Annotated in this window: 13 protein-coding genes; 8 read left to right on the top strand and 5 right to left on the bottom strand. The window is 70.2% G+C overall.

Annotation, left to right across the window (positions count from 1 at the left end; genetic code table 11):
* A partial coding sequence (locus ABZE72_RS05105) for an MFS transporter (protein WP_372727938.1) occupies positions 1–928 on the top strand: 928 nt, incomplete at its 5' end.
* Here the strand turns inward: ABZE72_RS05105 and ABZE72_RS05100 are convergent.
* Positions 889–1986 (bottom strand): GNAT family N-acetyltransferase, encoded by a 1098-nt coding sequence (locus ABZE72_RS05100; protein ID WP_372727937.1) that lies wholly within the window; start codon positions 1984–1986, stop codon positions 889–891. The two genes, ABZE72_RS05105 and ABZE72_RS05100, sit on opposite strands and share 40 nt — an antisense overlap.
* Positions 1987–2072: 86 nt before the next feature.
* Here ABZE72_RS05100 and trpS point away from each other — a divergent pair, with 86 nt between their 5' ends.
* From trpS to ABZE72_RS05080, 4 genes are read left to right on the top strand one after another with little or no spacing between them, the layout of a single operon-like run.
* Positions 2073–3131 (top strand): tryptophan--tRNA ligase, encoded by a 1059-nt coding sequence (gene trpS, locus ABZE72_RS05095; protein ID WP_372727936.1) that lies wholly within the window; start codon positions 2073–2075, stop codon positions 3129–3131.
* 10 nt (positions 3132–3141) lie between these two features.
* Positions 3142–3666 (top strand): 2'-5' RNA ligase family protein, encoded by a 525-nt coding sequence (locus ABZE72_RS05090; protein ID WP_372727935.1) that lies wholly within the window; start codon positions 3142–3144, stop codon positions 3664–3666.
* 4 nt (positions 3667–3670) lie between these two features.
* Positions 3671–4723: a YihY/virulence factor BrkB family protein gene (locus tag ABZE72_RS05085; protein ID WP_372727934.1), complete on the top strand. Its 1053-nt coding sequence runs from the start codon at positions 3671–3673 to the stop codon at positions 4721–4723.
* Positions 4720–4947, top strand: coding sequence for an SCO4848 family membrane protein (locus ABZE72_RS05080; RefSeq protein ID WP_372727933.1), 228 nt, complete (start codon positions 4720–4722; stop codon positions 4945–4947). Before ABZE72_RS05085 ends, ABZE72_RS05080 begins: the two co-directional genes overlap by 4 nt.
* A gap of 78 nt (positions 4948–5025) precedes the next feature.
* On the opposite strand, the gene ABZE72_RS05075 is transcribed toward ABZE72_RS05080, so the two are convergent.
* The 4 genes from ABZE72_RS05075 to ABZE72_RS05060 all read right to left on the bottom strand — a co-directional run bounded on the left by ABZE72_RS05075 (position 5026) and on the right by ABZE72_RS05060 (position 9678).
* Entirely contained in the window at positions 5026–5769 is a 744-nt protein-coding gene (locus ABZE72_RS05075; protein WP_372727939.1) for a succinate dehydrogenase/fumarate reductase iron-sulfur subunit, read from the bottom strand.
* An 11-nt stretch (positions 5770–5780) separates the two neighbouring features.
* Positions 5781–7784, bottom strand: coding sequence for a fumarate reductase/succinate dehydrogenase flavoprotein subunit (locus tag ABZE72_RS05070; protein WP_372727932.1), 2004 nt, complete (start codon positions 7782–7784; stop codon positions 5781–5783).
* 23 nt (positions 7785–7807) lie between these two features.
* Positions 7808–8509 carry a succinate dehydrogenase cytochrome b subunit gene (locus ABZE72_RS05065; RefSeq protein ID WP_372727931.1) on the bottom strand — a complete coding sequence of 234 codons (702 nt, stop codon included), beginning with the start codon at positions 8507–8509 and terminating at the stop codon, positions 7808–7810.
* A 74-nt stretch (positions 8510–8583) separates the two neighbouring features.
* The gene (locus ABZE72_RS05060) at positions 8584–9678 is read right to left on the bottom strand and encodes a glycosyltransferase (RefSeq protein WP_372727930.1); all 1095 of its coding nucleotides are present in this window, start codon (positions 9676–9678) and stop codon (positions 8584–8586) included.
* A 147-nt stretch (positions 9679–9825) separates the two neighbouring features.
* On the opposite strand from ABZE72_RS05060, the gene ABZE72_RS05055 reads away from it, so the two are divergent.
* Genes ABZE72_RS05055 through ABZE72_RS05045 form a run of 3 tightly spaced genes read left to right on the top strand, consistent with a single transcriptional unit; the run spans position 9826 to position 13322 of the window.
* The gene (locus ABZE72_RS05055; RefSeq protein ID WP_372727929.1) at positions 9826–10638 is read left to right on the top strand and encodes a hypothetical protein; all 813 of its coding nucleotides are present in this window, start codon (positions 9826–9828) and stop codon (positions 10636–10638) included.
* Positions 10639–10657: 19 nt separating this feature from the next.
* Positions 10658–12535 (top strand): fumarate reductase/succinate dehydrogenase flavoprotein subunit, encoded by a 1878-nt coding sequence (locus ABZE72_RS05050; protein WP_372727928.1) that lies wholly within the window; start codon positions 10658–10660, stop codon positions 12533–12535.
* Between the two features lie 10 nt (positions 12536–12545).
* Positions 12546–13322: a succinate dehydrogenase/fumarate reductase iron-sulfur subunit gene (locus ABZE72_RS05045; protein ID WP_372727927.1), complete on the top strand. Its 777-nt coding sequence runs from the start codon at positions 12546–12548 to the stop codon at positions 13320–13322.
* Positions 13323–13358: the final 36 nt, after the last annotated feature.

Here is a 13358-nt window from a genome sequence, read left to right as displayed (position 1 = left end):
CACGTCGTACGGCGCCCTGGTGGTGGCCCGTTTCCTCGACGGGCTGCCGCACGGCGGCTACTTCGGCGTGGCCTCCCTGGTCGCGGCCAGCCTGGCGCCCCCGGGCCGCAAGGGCCGAGCGGTGGCCATGGTGATGCTCGGGCTCTCGGTCGCCAACGTGGTCGGTGTGCCCGGCGCCACGTGGCTCGGCCAGCACCACGGCTGGCGGGCGGCGTACGTCGCCTGCGCGCTGATCGCGGTCCTCACGATCGCGCTGATCCTGGCCTTCGTGCCGAGCGTCCCGGGTGACCCGGACGCCACCGGCCGACGCGAGCTGGCGGCCCTGCGCAAGCCCCAGGTCTGGCTCACGCTGAGCGCCGGTGCGATCGGCTTCGGCGGCCTCTTCGCGGTCTACTCCTACATCGCCCCGACCATCACCGACGTCGGCGGCCTCAGCGAGTCGGTCGTGCCGATCTTCCTGCTGGCCTTCGGTCTGGGCATGGTCGCCGGCACCTGGCTGGCCGGCGAGCTGGCCGACTGGTCGGTCTTCACGTCGCTGCTCGGCTCGGGGATCGGCTCCGGCCTGATCCTGGTCGTCTTCTGGTTCGCGGCGCCGCACGGCTGGTGGGCGCTGCCGGTGGTCTTCACGATCACCGTGCTGGGCTCGGTGCTGGTGGTCAACCTCCAGCTGCGGCTGATGGACGTGGCCGGCGACGCCCAGACCCTCGGCGCCGCGATGAACCACGCCTCCCTCAACGTCGCCAATGCCCTCGGCGCCTGGCTCGGCGGCCTCGTCATCGCCGCCGGGTACGGCCTGCGGGCACCCGCCCTGGTCGGCGTCGTGCTGTCGGTGGCCGGGGTGGCCGTCCTGGTGGTCGCGGCGGTGGCCCAGCGACGCACCGACGACGCTCAGCGTGCGGCGTTGAACTCCTCGACCGTCATGTCGTAGAGCGCCATGTCCTCCGGCCCGGTGCCGGTGGTGGCGCCCAGCCGCTCGACGCCGTAGAGGCTCAGCCCGTTCGCCTCCATGAGGTGCCGCGAGGCGGTGTTGCCGACCGCGACGAACGCCTTGACCCGACGTACCTCGAGCTCGTCGAACGCGTACTCCATCAGCACCCGGAACGCCCGGGTCATCAGGCCGCGGCCGCGCGCCTCGGGGTGGGTCCAGTAGCCGAGCTCGCACTCCAGGCCCGGCCGATGGCCGAAGTAGAGGACGGTGGCCAGGATCAGGTCGTCGGCCGGGTCCACCACCGCCCAGGTCACGCCGGACCCGTTCGCCCGCATCTCCGAGCGCGCCTCGACGTACGCGTGCGCGTCGCTGAGCGTGTACGGCGTGGGCAGGTGCCCCAGCCAGCGCTGGGTTCGCTCGTCCGCGCTCGCCTCGACGATCCGCTCGGCATCGCGGGGCTCCACCGGACGCAGGCGCAGCCCGTCGCGCTCGATCACCGGGCAGTCCAGCCACGGCGTCGCGGGGGAGCGGGGGTCGTCGCGCAGCAGGGTGCCGACCCACGAGGTGATCAGCTCACCCCGTTGGGGCTGCCACTGACGCACCGTGCCCTCGACCCGGAAGCCGAGCTTCCACGCCAGCCGGCGCGAGGGCCAGTTGCCCGCGTGGGCCCACCAGATCACGGTGCGCAGGCCCTGGGACTCGAAACCCCAGTCCAGCAGCAGCCGCAGCGCGCACTCCATCACGTCGGTGCCGCGTACGGCGGGGTGGGAGCCGTAGGCGACCTCGGCCCGGCCGCTGCCCTCGTTGCGCAGCGAGATCGTGCCGGCGTACCGGCCCTCGTGCTCGACGGCGAAGCCCCACTCCGAGTCGTTCTCCCAGCCGGCCGGCATGACCCGGCCGACGAACGTCTCGGCGTCGGCGAGCGAGTAGGGCACCGGGACGGTCGTCCACCGCCGCGAGCCCGGGTCCTGGCACTGCTCGTAGGAGCCCTGGGCGTCGTCGGGTCGGTGGGCTCGGAGGGTGACGAGGCCGTCGGTCAGGGTGGGGGCGGCGGGCATGGGCGGAACCCTGTCATCCCCGCACCTGCCCGGCAACGGAGATTCCGGGTCAGGACCACGTCTGGGCCAATGACACAATGCTGCCCATGTCCACCACGACCGAGACCGAGGTCGCCGCGTCCGCAGCGGCCTCCGGCACCGCCCGGCCGCGCGTGCTCTCCGGCATCCAGCCGACCGCCGACTCCTTCCACTTCGGCAACTACCTGGGTGCGTTGCGTCAGTGGGTCGACCTGCAGCGGGACCACCAGCCGTTCTTCTTCATCGCCGACCTGCACGCGATCACGCTGGAGCAGGACCCCAAGGTGCTGCGCGAGCGCACCCTGCGGGCCGCGGCCCAGCTGCTGGCGATGGGCATCGAGCCGGAGAGGTCGGCGATCTTCGTGCAGAGCCAGGTGCCCGAGCACGCCCAGCTCGGCTGGGTCCTGCAGTGCCTGACCGGTTTCGGCGAGGCGCGCCGGATGACCCAGTTCAAGGACAAGTCCGCCAAGGGCGGCGAGGGTGCCGCCTCGGTCGGGCTCTTCACCTACCCGATCCTGCAGGCGGCCGACATCCTGCTCTACCGGCCGCACTTCGTGCCGGTCGGCGAGGACCAGCGCCAGCACCTGGAGCTGACCCGCGACCTCGCCCAGCGCTTCAACCACCGCTACAAGAAGACCTTCCGGCTGCCGGAGCCGTACATCCTCAAGGCCACCGCGAAGATCGGCGACCTGCAGAACCCGAGCGCGAAGATGTCGAAGTCGGCCTCCTCGCCGGCCGGGATCATCGAGATGCTCGACGAGCCCAGGGTCAGTGCCAAGAAGATCCGCTCGGCCGTCACCGACTCCGACTCCGAGATCCGCTTCGACCCCGAGCAGAAGGCGGGCGTCAGCAACCTGCTCACCATCTTCGCGGCCCTCAGCGGTCAGGGGGTCTCGGCGCTCGAGGAGCAGTACGCCGGCCGCGGGTACGGCGATCTCAAGGGCGACCTGGCCGAGGCGGTGGTCGAGTTCGTGACGCCGTTCCGCGAGCGGACGCTGGAGCTGCTCGACGACCAGGCCTATCTCTCGGCCGTGCTGAAGCAGGGCGCCGAGCAGGCCCGCGAGGTCGCGCAGGCGACGCTGCGCGACGTCTACCAGCGCGTCGGCTTCGTCGCCCCCGGCCGGTAGGGTCGACGAGGTGCCCACGATCGGAGTCGCCCTGTCCATCCCGGAGCCCTGGGCTTCGGAGCTCCAGGACTACCGCCTCGCGCTGGGTGACGCCACCGCGACGATGATCCCGACCCACGTCACGCTGGTGCCGCCGGTCGAGGTCGACGAGGCGGAGTTGCCCGCGATCGAGGAGCATCTCGCCGAGGTCGCCTCGGCCCACGAGCCGTTCGCGGTCCACCTGCGGGGCACGGGCACCTTCCGGCCCGTCTCACCGGTCGTCTTCGTGACGCTGGCGCGGGGGATCTCCGCCTGCGAGCAGCTCGCCGGCGACGTACGACGTGGCCCGCTGGCGCTCGACCTCGCCTTCCCGTACCACCCGCACGTCACGATCGCCCACGACCTGGCCGACGACCTGCTCGACCGGGCCTTCGCCGAGCTGGCCGGCTTCGAGTGCACTTTCGAGGTTCACGACTTCCACCTCTACGTCCACCACGAGCACGACGGATGGCGTCCCACGCGCGACTTCGCGCTGACGTCGCCCCTGGGAGCATGAGCTGATGGCGATCTCGGACCGCATCACCGACCTGAGGGAGCGTTGGCCCCTCTTCGACCACCTCATGCGGATGGTGCAGCACTACGGCAAGGTCAACGGCAGCCTGCAGGCCGGCGCCGTCACCTACTACGCCTTCCTCTCCTTCTTCCCGATCCTGGCGCTCGCCTTCTTCGTGGTCGGTCAGGTGGCCAGGATCTACTCGGGTGTCGAGAACGACATGGTCGCGGCGATCGACTCGATCCTGCCCGGCATCGTGGGCGACGACGAGGGTGAGCTCTCGCTGGACCAGGTGCAGAGCTTCTCCGGCTGGGCCGGGCTGATCGGTCTCGCCGGTGTGCTGTACGCCGGCCTGGGCTGGATGTCGGCGATGCGCAATGCGCTGGAGGAGGTCTTCGAGCTGCCGAAGAAGCTCCAGCCGAACTTCGTGGTCGGCAAGCTCCGCGACCTGGTCTCGCTGGCCACGATCGGGCTGGTGCTGATCCTGTCGGTGGCGGTGGCCGGCTTCGTGACCGGCTTCACCGACGTGGTCCTGGGCTGGTTCAACCTCGGCGACGCCCTCGCCCCCCTGGTCGAGGCCCTGGGCCGCCTGGTCGGCCTGGCCGCCAACGTCGTGCTGTTCTTCGCGATCTTCCGGCTGCTCGCGCAGCCGCGGGCGCCGCGCAAGGCGCTCTGGAAGGGCGCCCTGCTGGGCGGGCTCGGCTTCGAGGTCCTCAAGTCGCTGTCGTTCCTGCTGCTGGCCTCCACCAAGGACTCGCCGGCCTTCCAGGCCTTCGGGATCGCGTTGATCCTGGTCGTCTGGATCAACTACTTCTCGCGGATCGTGATGTACGCCGCCGCATGGGCGCACACGGCGCCCTCCGCGGTGGCGCTGCGCGGCAACGAGCCGGTGGCGCCGGTCCAGGGCCCCCGGACGCCGGCGCTCGAGCCCCAGGACGCCGACGAGCCGGTGGCGGTGAGCGAGGCGGGTCGTCCCGCCTGGGTCGCCCCGTTCGCCGCCGGGGGTGCCACCATGCTGGGCCTGGTGGCCCTGCTCCGCCGCAACCGAGGAGACCGATGAGATTCGAACGCAAGCACGGCTGGCTGCTGGTCGGCGTCGCGATCTGGAACGTGGTGATCTGGTCGACGTTCGCCAAGAACCTGGCCGCCGCGCACTCCTCGGGGCAGGAGCGGGCGACCGGCTACTGGGTGGCCCACACGATGCTGATCGTGGTGGACCTGGTGATCGCCGGCGTGCTGGGCGCGCTGGGACTCAAGGCGCTACGGCGTACGACGAGCGCCTGACGCTCCCCGGGACCGCATGACGAAGGCCCGCCCGAGAGTCTCGGGCGGGCCTTCGTCGTACGAGGCGGTGGTGACGGCTCAGAGACCGTGCCGCATCGCGGCGTGCAGGTCCCAGTTGAGCCGGGAGATCACGTCGAGCGGGATCTCCTTGGGGCACGAGGAGGTGCACTCGCCGATGTTGGTGCAGCCACCGAAGCCCTCGTGGTCGTGCTGGCCGACCATGTTGACCACGCGCAGGTCGCGCTCGGCCTGGCCCTGCGGCAGCTCGCCGAGGTGGGTGACCTTGGCGCCGACGAAGAGCGAGGCGGAGCCGTTGGGGCAGGCCGCGACGCAGGCGCCGCAGCCGATGCAGGTGGCGGCGTCGAAGGCCCGGTCGGCCTTGGCCTTGGGCACGGGCACCGCGTGCGCGTCGGGGGCCGCACCGGTGTTCACCGAGATGTAGCCGCCGGCCTGGATCACCCGGTCGAAGGAGGAGCGGTCCACGACCAGGTCGCGCACCACGGGGAAGGCAGCCGAGCGCCAGGGCTCGATGACGATCTCGTCGCCGTCCTTGAAGGACCGCATGTGCAGCTGGCAGGTGGTGGTGACCTCGGGGCCGTGCGCCTGACCGTTGATCATCAGGCCGCACATGCCGCAGATGCCCTCGCGGCAGTCGGAGTCGAACGCGATCGGCTCCTCGCCGGCGGCGTTCAGGGACTCGTTGAGGACGTCGAGCATCTCCAGGAACGACATGTCGGGGGAGACGTCGTCGATCTGGTAGCCGTGCATGGCCCCGGGAGACTCGGCGTCGGGCTGACGCCAGATCTTCAGGGTCAGGGACATCAACTTTTCGCTCACTTGTAGCTCCGCTGCTTCATCTCGATGGCCGTGTAGACGAGGTGTTCCTTGTGCAGGACGGGGGTGGATCCGCCGAACTCCCAGGCAGCGACGTAGGAGTAGTCCTCGTCGTTGCGCAGGGCCTCGCCGTCCTCGGTCTGCGACTCGGCCCGGAAGTGGCCACCGCAGGACTCGCGTCGGTGCAGCGCGTCGATGCACATCAGCTCGCCGAGCTCGAGGAAGTCGGCCACGCGGCCGGCCTTCTCGAGCGACTGGTTCAGGCTCTCGTTGGTGCCGAGCACCTTGACGTTGCGCCAGAACTCCTCGCGCAGGGAGCGGATCAGGTCGATCCCCTTGCGCAGGCCCTCGGCAGTCCGCTCCATCCCGCAGTACTCCCACATGATGTTGCCGAGCTCCTTGTGGAAGGAGTCGACCGAGCGGTCGCCGTTGATCGAGAGCAGCGTGGTGATCCGCTCCTCGACCGACGCGCGCGCCTCGACCACCGCGGGGTGGCTCTCGTCGAGCTTCTCGAACGGACCGTCCGCGAGGTAGTCGCGCACCGTGTTCGGGAGCACGAAGTAGCCGTCGCCGAGGCCCTGCATCAGCGCCGAGGCGCCCAGGCGGTTGGCGCCGTGGTCGGAGAAGTTGGCCTCACCGGTCACGAAGAGGCCGGGGATCGTGGACTGCAGGTCGTAGTCGACCCACAGGCCGCCCATCACGTAGTGCACGGCCGGGTAGATCCGCATCGGGACCGAGTACGGGTCCTCGCCGGTGATCCGGGCGTACATGTCGAAGAGGTTGCCGTACTTCTCCTCGACCGCGGCCTTGCCCATCCGCTTCACCGCGTCGGCGAAGTCCAGGTACACGCCGCGACGGAAGTCGCCGACCATCGGACCGACGCCGCGACCCTCGTCGCAGACGTTCTTGGCCTGGCGGGAGGCGATGTCGCGGGGGACCAGGTTGCCGAACGCCGGGTAGATCCGCTCCAGGTAGTAGTCGCGGCCCTCCTCGGGGATGTCGCGCGGGTCCTTGTCGCAGTCCTCGCGACGCTTCGGCACCCAGATCCGGCCGTCGTTGCGCAGCGACTCCGACATCAGGGTCAGCTTCGACTGGTGCTCGCCGGAGACCGGGATGCAGGTCGGGTGGATCTGCGTGTAGCAGGGGTTGCCGAAGTAGGCGCCCTTGCGGTGCGCACGCCACGTCGCCGTGACGTTGCTGCCCATCGCGTTGGTGGAGAGGTAGTAGACGTTGCCGTAGCCGCCGCTGGCGAGCACGACGACGTCGGCGAGGTGGGTCTGGATCTCACCGGTCACCATGTCCCGGGCGATGATCCCGCGGGCCTTGCCGTCCACCACGATCACCTCGAGCATCTCGTGGCGGGTGAAGGTCTCGACCGTGCCGGCGGCGACCTGCCGCTCGAGGGCCTGGTAGGCGCCGATCAGCAGCTGCTGGCCGGTCTGGCCGCGGGCGTAGAAGGTCCGGGAGACCTGGACGCCGCCGAAGGAGCGGTTGTCGAGCAGGCCGCCGTACTCGCGGGCGAACGGGACGCCCTGGGCGACGCACTGGTCGATGATGTTGCGGCTGATCTCCGCGAGGCGGTACACGTTCGACTCCCGGGAGCGGTAGTCGCCGCCCTTGACGGTGTCGTAGAAGAGGCGGTGCACCGAGTCGCCGTCGCCCTTGTAGTTCTTGGCGGCGTTGATGCCGCCCTGGGCGGCGATCGAGTGGGCGCGACGCGGGGAGTCCTGGTAGCAGAAGGACTTCACCACGTACCCGGCCTCGCCGAGCGTGGCGGCCGCGGCAGCGCCGGCCAGGCCGGTGCCGACGATGATCACCGAGAGGTTGCGTCGGTTGGCCGGGGCGGCGAGGCGCGCGTTGAACTTGCGGCTGTCCCAGCGCTCGGCGATCGGGCCGGTCGGGGCCTTCTTGTCGAAGAGCGGCTCGCCCTCGACGTAGTAGCCCGCGGCGTCGTTCGGCTCGCGGTCCTCGAGGGACTCCTGGCCGGGGGTGGATTCAGTCATGTCGCTCTGCACTTCCTTGGCCATTACTTGGTGATGACGCCGGCGAGGACGAAGATCGGGACGAGCGAGAAGCCGCCGGCGATGACCACGGCGACGATGCCGCCGAGCACCTTCGCGTTGCGGCGGGCCTTCTCGTTGTTGGTCAGACCGAGGGTCTGCGCCGAGCTCCACACGCCGTGGTGCAGGTGCATCCCGAGCGCGACCATCGCCACGAGGTAGATGGCGGTCAGCCACCACACCTCGAAGGTGTCGACCAGCAGGTTGTACGGGTCGTTGGTGGCGCCGCCGGTGACGTTCACCTTCACGATGGTGAAGTTGAGCAGGTGCCAGACGAGGAAGAGCAGGATCGTCACACCGCCCCAGCGCATCATCCGCGACGAGAAGGTCGACGAGGTGTTCTTCTTCATCACGTACTTCGTGGTGCGCGCCTTCGCAGAGCGGCGCCACAGCGTCATGGCGGAGTACACGTGCACGACCAGGGAGGCGATCAGCGTGACGCGGATGAGCCAGAGCAGGCCCTCACGCGGCAGCATCGGCTCACCGAACTCGCGCAGGTGCTCGGCGTACTCGTTGAAGGCATCGTGGCCCGCGAAGGCCTTGAGATTGCCGTACATGTGCACGAGCACGAAGCCGATGAAGATGACGCCACTGGCGGCCATCAGGAGTTTGAGTGCGATGGTCGAGCGCGTCGAGCGCGCTCCCTTGACCAGGGTCGTCGTTGCCACGAAAGGTCACGCTACCGCTCACTTCGGCCCCGGGGACCAGCGGGGCGGTGTGAGATATGCCCCTTTGCGAGCGCTCAGGCGGTCGAGGCCAGCCGGACCACACCGGAGGCCAGCCGCAGGGCGCGGCCGGGCAGGAGCGGGGCGTAGTGCTCGGCAACGAGCTCGTCAACGGCGGTGCGCCAGTCACGCTCCAGGGCGAGCTCGCGGCCGCGGCGGCCCATCAGGTCGCGCCGCGAGTCGAGGGCGAGCGAGGCCACGGCGTTCGCCAGGGCGCGCGGCCGGCCGGGGTCGTGGAGCAGCCCGGTCTCCAGGTTCCGTACGACGTCGGGTGCTCCACCGGCGCGCGGCGCGACGACCGGCACTCCGCTGGCGGCGGCCGCCCGCAGGCCGTGGCAGCAGGTCTCGCGCTCACCCGGCTGCACGACCAGGTCGAGCGAGGCCAGCGCCACGGTGAGGTCGCCGGTGTCGAGCGGCCCGGTGAAGACCGCGTCGGGCAGGCGCGAGCGGAGCCGGCCCAGCTGCGCTCCGTCTCCGATCACGACGACCTGCGTCCCGGGGAGCCCGACCAGTTCGGCGAGCCGCCGAGCGTCACGGCGCGTGCGCAGGTCGCCGAGGTGACCCACGACCACAGGGGTCCCGCTGCGTGAGCGGGCGCGCGACCAGGCGGCGTGCAGCCGAGGGTCGCGCAGTTCGGGGGTGAAGGCCACCGGGTCGACCCCGGGCTGCCAGAGCTCGGCGTCCGCGCCGAACTCGCGCAGCCGCTCGACCATCCACCGCGAGGTGGCCAGCACCGTGTCGGCCCGCTCGGCGACCTTCACGCGCCAGTGGTCGGCCGTCACGTCGAGCAGCGGCGACTGCTCCACGACCACGCTCGGCACGCCGAGCCGGCGGGCGTGCTTGAGGGTGGCGCGCCCGACCGGCCCCGGCGAGGTCACGTGCACTAGGTCCGGCGCGAAGGCGTCCAGGGCGGCCCGGAGCTGGCGCCCGGTCCGGTCGTGGCCGGCCACCCGGGCCACCCGGCTGCCCCGGTAACACCCCAGGCCCGGGCCCGGGGCGACGATCTCGACCCGGTGGCCGGCATCGATGAGCCGGTCGGCGACCGCCTTGACGGTGGTCGTGGACGCGTCGACGGCGGGGTAGAAGGTCTCGGTCACGAGCGCGATCTTCATGACCGCAGGCTCGCGCGCCCGGGCGGCCGCGGGCCGTCGCGCGGATGGACGGACGGTGAACTCTCCCGGTGTGGCCCCTTTCACATCCGGCCGGTTGTGTGCAGACTCACCCATGCACCGGATCCAACCCCCACTGCGGAGGTGGCCATGGCGTCGACAGACGCTCGCACGGCATCAGGAGTCAACGGGCCCACGCGGGCCCGGATCGACGCGAAGACCTTGCGCGAGGACCGGTGGTGGCTCGCCCCGCTGGCGACCTTCGTGGTCTTCACCGCCTTCGTCGTCTACGCCACCTGGCGGGCGTTCGAGGGGGCGAACTTCTACGCCAAGCCCTACCTCTCGCCGTTCTACTCGCCCTGCCTGACCGACGAGTGCGCCCGGCTCGGCGCGGCCGACTTCGGTACGCCGTTCAGCTGGTGGCAGCTGTCGCCGGCGCTGATCATCCTGATCTTCCCGCTCGGCTTCCGGATGACCTGCTACTACTACCGCAAGGCCTACTACCGCGCCTTCTGGCTCTCCCCGCCGGCCTGCGCGGTGGCCGAGCCGCACACGGCGTACTCCGGGGAGAGCCGCTTCCCGCTGATCCTGCAGAACGTGCACCGCTACTTCTGGTACGCCGCGGTCGTGGTCGGCCTGATCCTGAGCTACGACGCCCTGCTCGCGTTCCGCAACGAGCAGGGGGAGTGGGGCCACATGGGTCTCGGCACGGTCCTGATGGTGGTGAACGTTGTGCTGATCTGGCTCTACACGCTCTCCTGCCACTCGTGTCGCCACATCACCGGCGGACGGCTGCGGCACTTCTCCAAGCACCCGGTGCGCTACAAGGCCTGGACGTTCGTGTCGAAGCTGAACGCCAAGCACGCGAACTACGCCTGGTACTCCCTCTTCTCGGTCGCCGTGGTCGACCTCTACATCTACCTGCTCGCGACCGGCGTCATCGACGACCCGCGCTTCTTCTAGAGAATCGAGTCTTCTGCAGATGAGCGACACCAACCCCGGCAGGCACCCGATGACCGGCAACGAGATGTCCGGTGACGAGAGCGGCGGCATGGAGCACCACTCCTACGACGTGGTGGTGATCGGCGCCGGTGGTGCCGGCCTCCGTGCCGCGATCGCGGCCCACGACGCCGGGGCGCGCACCGCCCTGGTGTGCAAGTCGCTGCTGGGCAAGGCGCACACCGTGATGGCCGAGGGTGGGATCGCCGCCTCGATGGGCAACGTCTACTCCGACGACAACTGGAAGGTGCACTTCCGCGACACCATGCGTGGCGGGAAGATGCTGAACAACTGGCGGATGGCCCAGCTGCACGCCCAGGAGGCGCCGGAGCGGGTGATGGAGCTCGAGGACTGGGGCGCGCTCTTCGACCGCACCGAGGACGGCCTGATCTCCCAGCGCGACTTCGGCGGCCACAAGTACGCCCGGCTGGCCCACGTCGGGGACCGGACCGGACTGGAGATGATCCGGACCCTCCAGCAGCGGGCCGTGCAGCTGGGCATCGACGTCTTCATGGAGTGCACGGTCACCGAGCTGCTGATGGACGCCGGCGCCGAGGAGCCCCGGGTCTCCGGCGCCTTCGGCTACTGGCGCGAGACCGGCCGCTTCGTCACCTTCGAGGCGCCCAGCGTGATCCTCGCGACCGGCGGGATCGGCAAGTCCTTCAAGGTCACCAGCAACTCCTGGGAGTACACCGGCGACGGGCACGCGCTCGCGCTGCGGGCCGGGGCGTCGCTGATCAACATGGAGTTCGTCCAGTTCCACCCGACGGGGATGGTCTGGCCGCCGTCGGTCAAGGGGCTGCTGGTCACCGAGTCGGTGCGCGGTGACGGCGGGATCCTGAAGAACTCCGAGGGCAAGCGGTTCATGTTCGACTACATCCCCGACTTCTTCAAGGCCGAGACCGCCGACACCGAGGAGGAGGCGGACCGCTGGTACGACGACAAGAAGAACAACCGTCGGCCCCCCGAGCTGCTGCCCCGTGACGAGGTCGCGCGGGCGATCAACTCCGAGATCAAGGCCGGCCGGGGCACCCCGCACGGCGGCATCTACCTCGACATCGCCTCGCGTCGTACACCGGAGTTCATCCGGCGGCGGCTGCCCTCGATGTACCACCAGTTCAAGGAGCTCGCGGACGTCGACATCACCGCCGAGCCGATGGAGATCGGGCCCACCTGTCACTACGTGATGGGCGGGGTGGAGGTCGACGCCGACACCGAGCTCAGCGGGGTCACCGGTCTGTACGCCGTCGGCGAGTGCTCCGGCGGCATGCACGGGTCCAACCGGCTCGGCGGCAACTCGCTCTCCGACCTGCTCGTCTTCGGCCGCCGTGCCGGCGAGAGCGCCGCGCAGTACGCCGCCGAGGTGGGCGCCGCGCGTCCCGCCATCGACCCGGCGGCGGTGAAGGCGGCCCAGGCCAGTGCCCTGGCGCCGTTCGAGCACGAGGGCGGCCGGGAGAACCCGTACTCGATCCAGCAGGACCTCCAGCAGGCGATGAACGACCTGGTCGGGATCATCCGCACCGGCGCCGAGCTCGAGCAGTCGCTGGCCGAGATCGAGCGCCTCAAGGAGCGGGCCGAGCACCTGGTCGTGGAGGGGCACCGGCAGTACAACCCCGGCTGGCACCTCGCCCTGGACCTGCGCAACATGCTGCTGGTCTCCGAGGCCATCGCGAAGGCGGCTCTCGAGCGCGAGGAGTCGCGCGGTGGCCACACCCGCGACGACTTCCCCGGCCCGCGCGAGGAGTGGGGCACCAAGAACCTCGTCGTCCGCCTCGACGAGGCCGGCACCGGCGTCACCCTGGCCCACCAGCCCATCCCGGAGATGCCGGCCGAGCTGAAGACCTTCTTCGAGAGCGCGTGAGGAGCAGACGATGAGCTACGACCTCAAGATGCGGGTGTGGCGCGGCGACCAGGCCGGCGGCGAGCTCGGTGACTACACGGTCAGCGTGGAGAACGGCGAGGTCGTCCTCGACGCGATCCACCGGCTCCAGGCCACCCAGGCCGGCGACCTCGCGGTGCGGTGGAACTGCAAGGCCGGCAAGTGCGGCTCGTGCAGCGCCGAGATCAACGGCAAGCCACGCCTGCTCTGCATGACCCGGCTCTCGGACTTCGACCCCGAGGAGACCATCACGGTCACCCCGATGCGCAGCTTCCCGGTCATCCGGGACCTGGTCACCGACGTCTCCTTCAACTACGAGAAGGCGGCCGAGCTGCCGTCGTTCGCCCCGCCTCCGCGCGACCCGGACGGCAAGCGCCGGATGATGCAGGTCGACGTGGAGCGCGGTCAGGAGTTCCGCAAGTGCATCGAATGCTTCCTGTGCCAGAACACCTGCCACGTGGTGCGTGACCACGAGGAGAACAAGCCCGCCTTCGCCGGCCCGCGGTTCTTCCTGCGGTACGCCGAGCTGGACATGCACCCGCTCGACACCCACGACCGGCGGGAGCTGGCGCAGGGGGCGGCCGGACTGGGGATGTGCAACATCACCAAGTGCTGCACCGAGGTCTGCCCCGAGGGCATCAAGATCACCGACAACGCGATCATCCCGCTCAAGGAGCGCGTCGTGGACCGCAAGTTCGACCCGCTGGTCTGGTTGGGCGCCAAGATCGGGATCCGGAACAAGGACAACGACGGCCGCAGCGAACCCTGACGACACCCGCGCGAGTGCCCCGGACGATTGGGGCGC

Source organism: Nocardioides sp. (genome assembly GCF_041600255.1).
Lineage (GTDB): Bacteria > Actinomycetota > Actinomycetes > Propionibacteriales > Nocardioidaceae > Nocardioides.
Note: the sequence above shows the minus strand (reverse complement) of the source record. Positions and strands in the feature narration are given on the sequence as shown.

What these genes read in the sequence shown, in the direction of transcription:
- ABZE72_RS05100 (WP_372727937.1), bottom strand. Translation starts at nt 1,986, where the DNA reads ATGCCCGCCGCCCCCACCCTGACCGACGGCCTCGTCACCCTCCGAGCC.
- trpS (WP_372727936.1), top strand. Translation starts at nt 2,073, where the DNA reads ATGTCCACCACGACCGAGACCGAGGTCGCCGCGTCCGCAGCGGCCTCC.
- ABZE72_RS05085 (WP_372727934.1), top strand. Translation starts at nt 3,671, where the DNA reads ATGGCGATCTCGGACCGCATCACCGACCTGAGGGAGCGTTGGCCCCTC.
- ABZE72_RS05080 (WP_372727933.1), top strand. Translation starts at nt 4,720, where the DNA reads ATGAGATTCGAACGCAAGCACGGCTGGCTGCTGGTCGGCGTCGCGATC.
- ABZE72_RS05075 (WP_372727939.1), bottom strand. Translation starts at nt 5,769, where the DNA reads ATGTCCCTGACCCTGAAGATCTGGCGTCAGCCCGACGCCGAGTCTCCC.
- ABZE72_RS05070 (WP_372727932.1), bottom strand. Translation starts at nt 7,784, where the DNA reads ATGACTGAATCCACCCCCGGCCAGGAGTCCCTCGAGGACCGCGAGCCG.
- ABZE72_RS05060 (WP_372727930.1), bottom strand. Translation starts at nt 9,678, where the DNA reads ATGAAGATCGCGCTCGTGACCGAGACCTTCTACCCCGCCGTCGACGCG.
- ABZE72_RS05055 (WP_372727929.1), top strand. Translation starts at nt 9,826, where the DNA reads ATGGCGTCGACAGACGCTCGCACGGCATCAGGAGTCAACGGGCCCACG.
- ABZE72_RS05050 (WP_372727928.1), top strand. Translation starts at nt 10,658, where the DNA reads ATGAGCGACACCAACCCCGGCAGGCACCCGATGACCGGCAACGAGATG.
- ABZE72_RS05045 (WP_372727927.1), top strand. Translation starts at nt 12,546, where the DNA reads ATGAGCTACGACCTCAAGATGCGGGTGTGGCGCGGCGACCAGGCCGGC.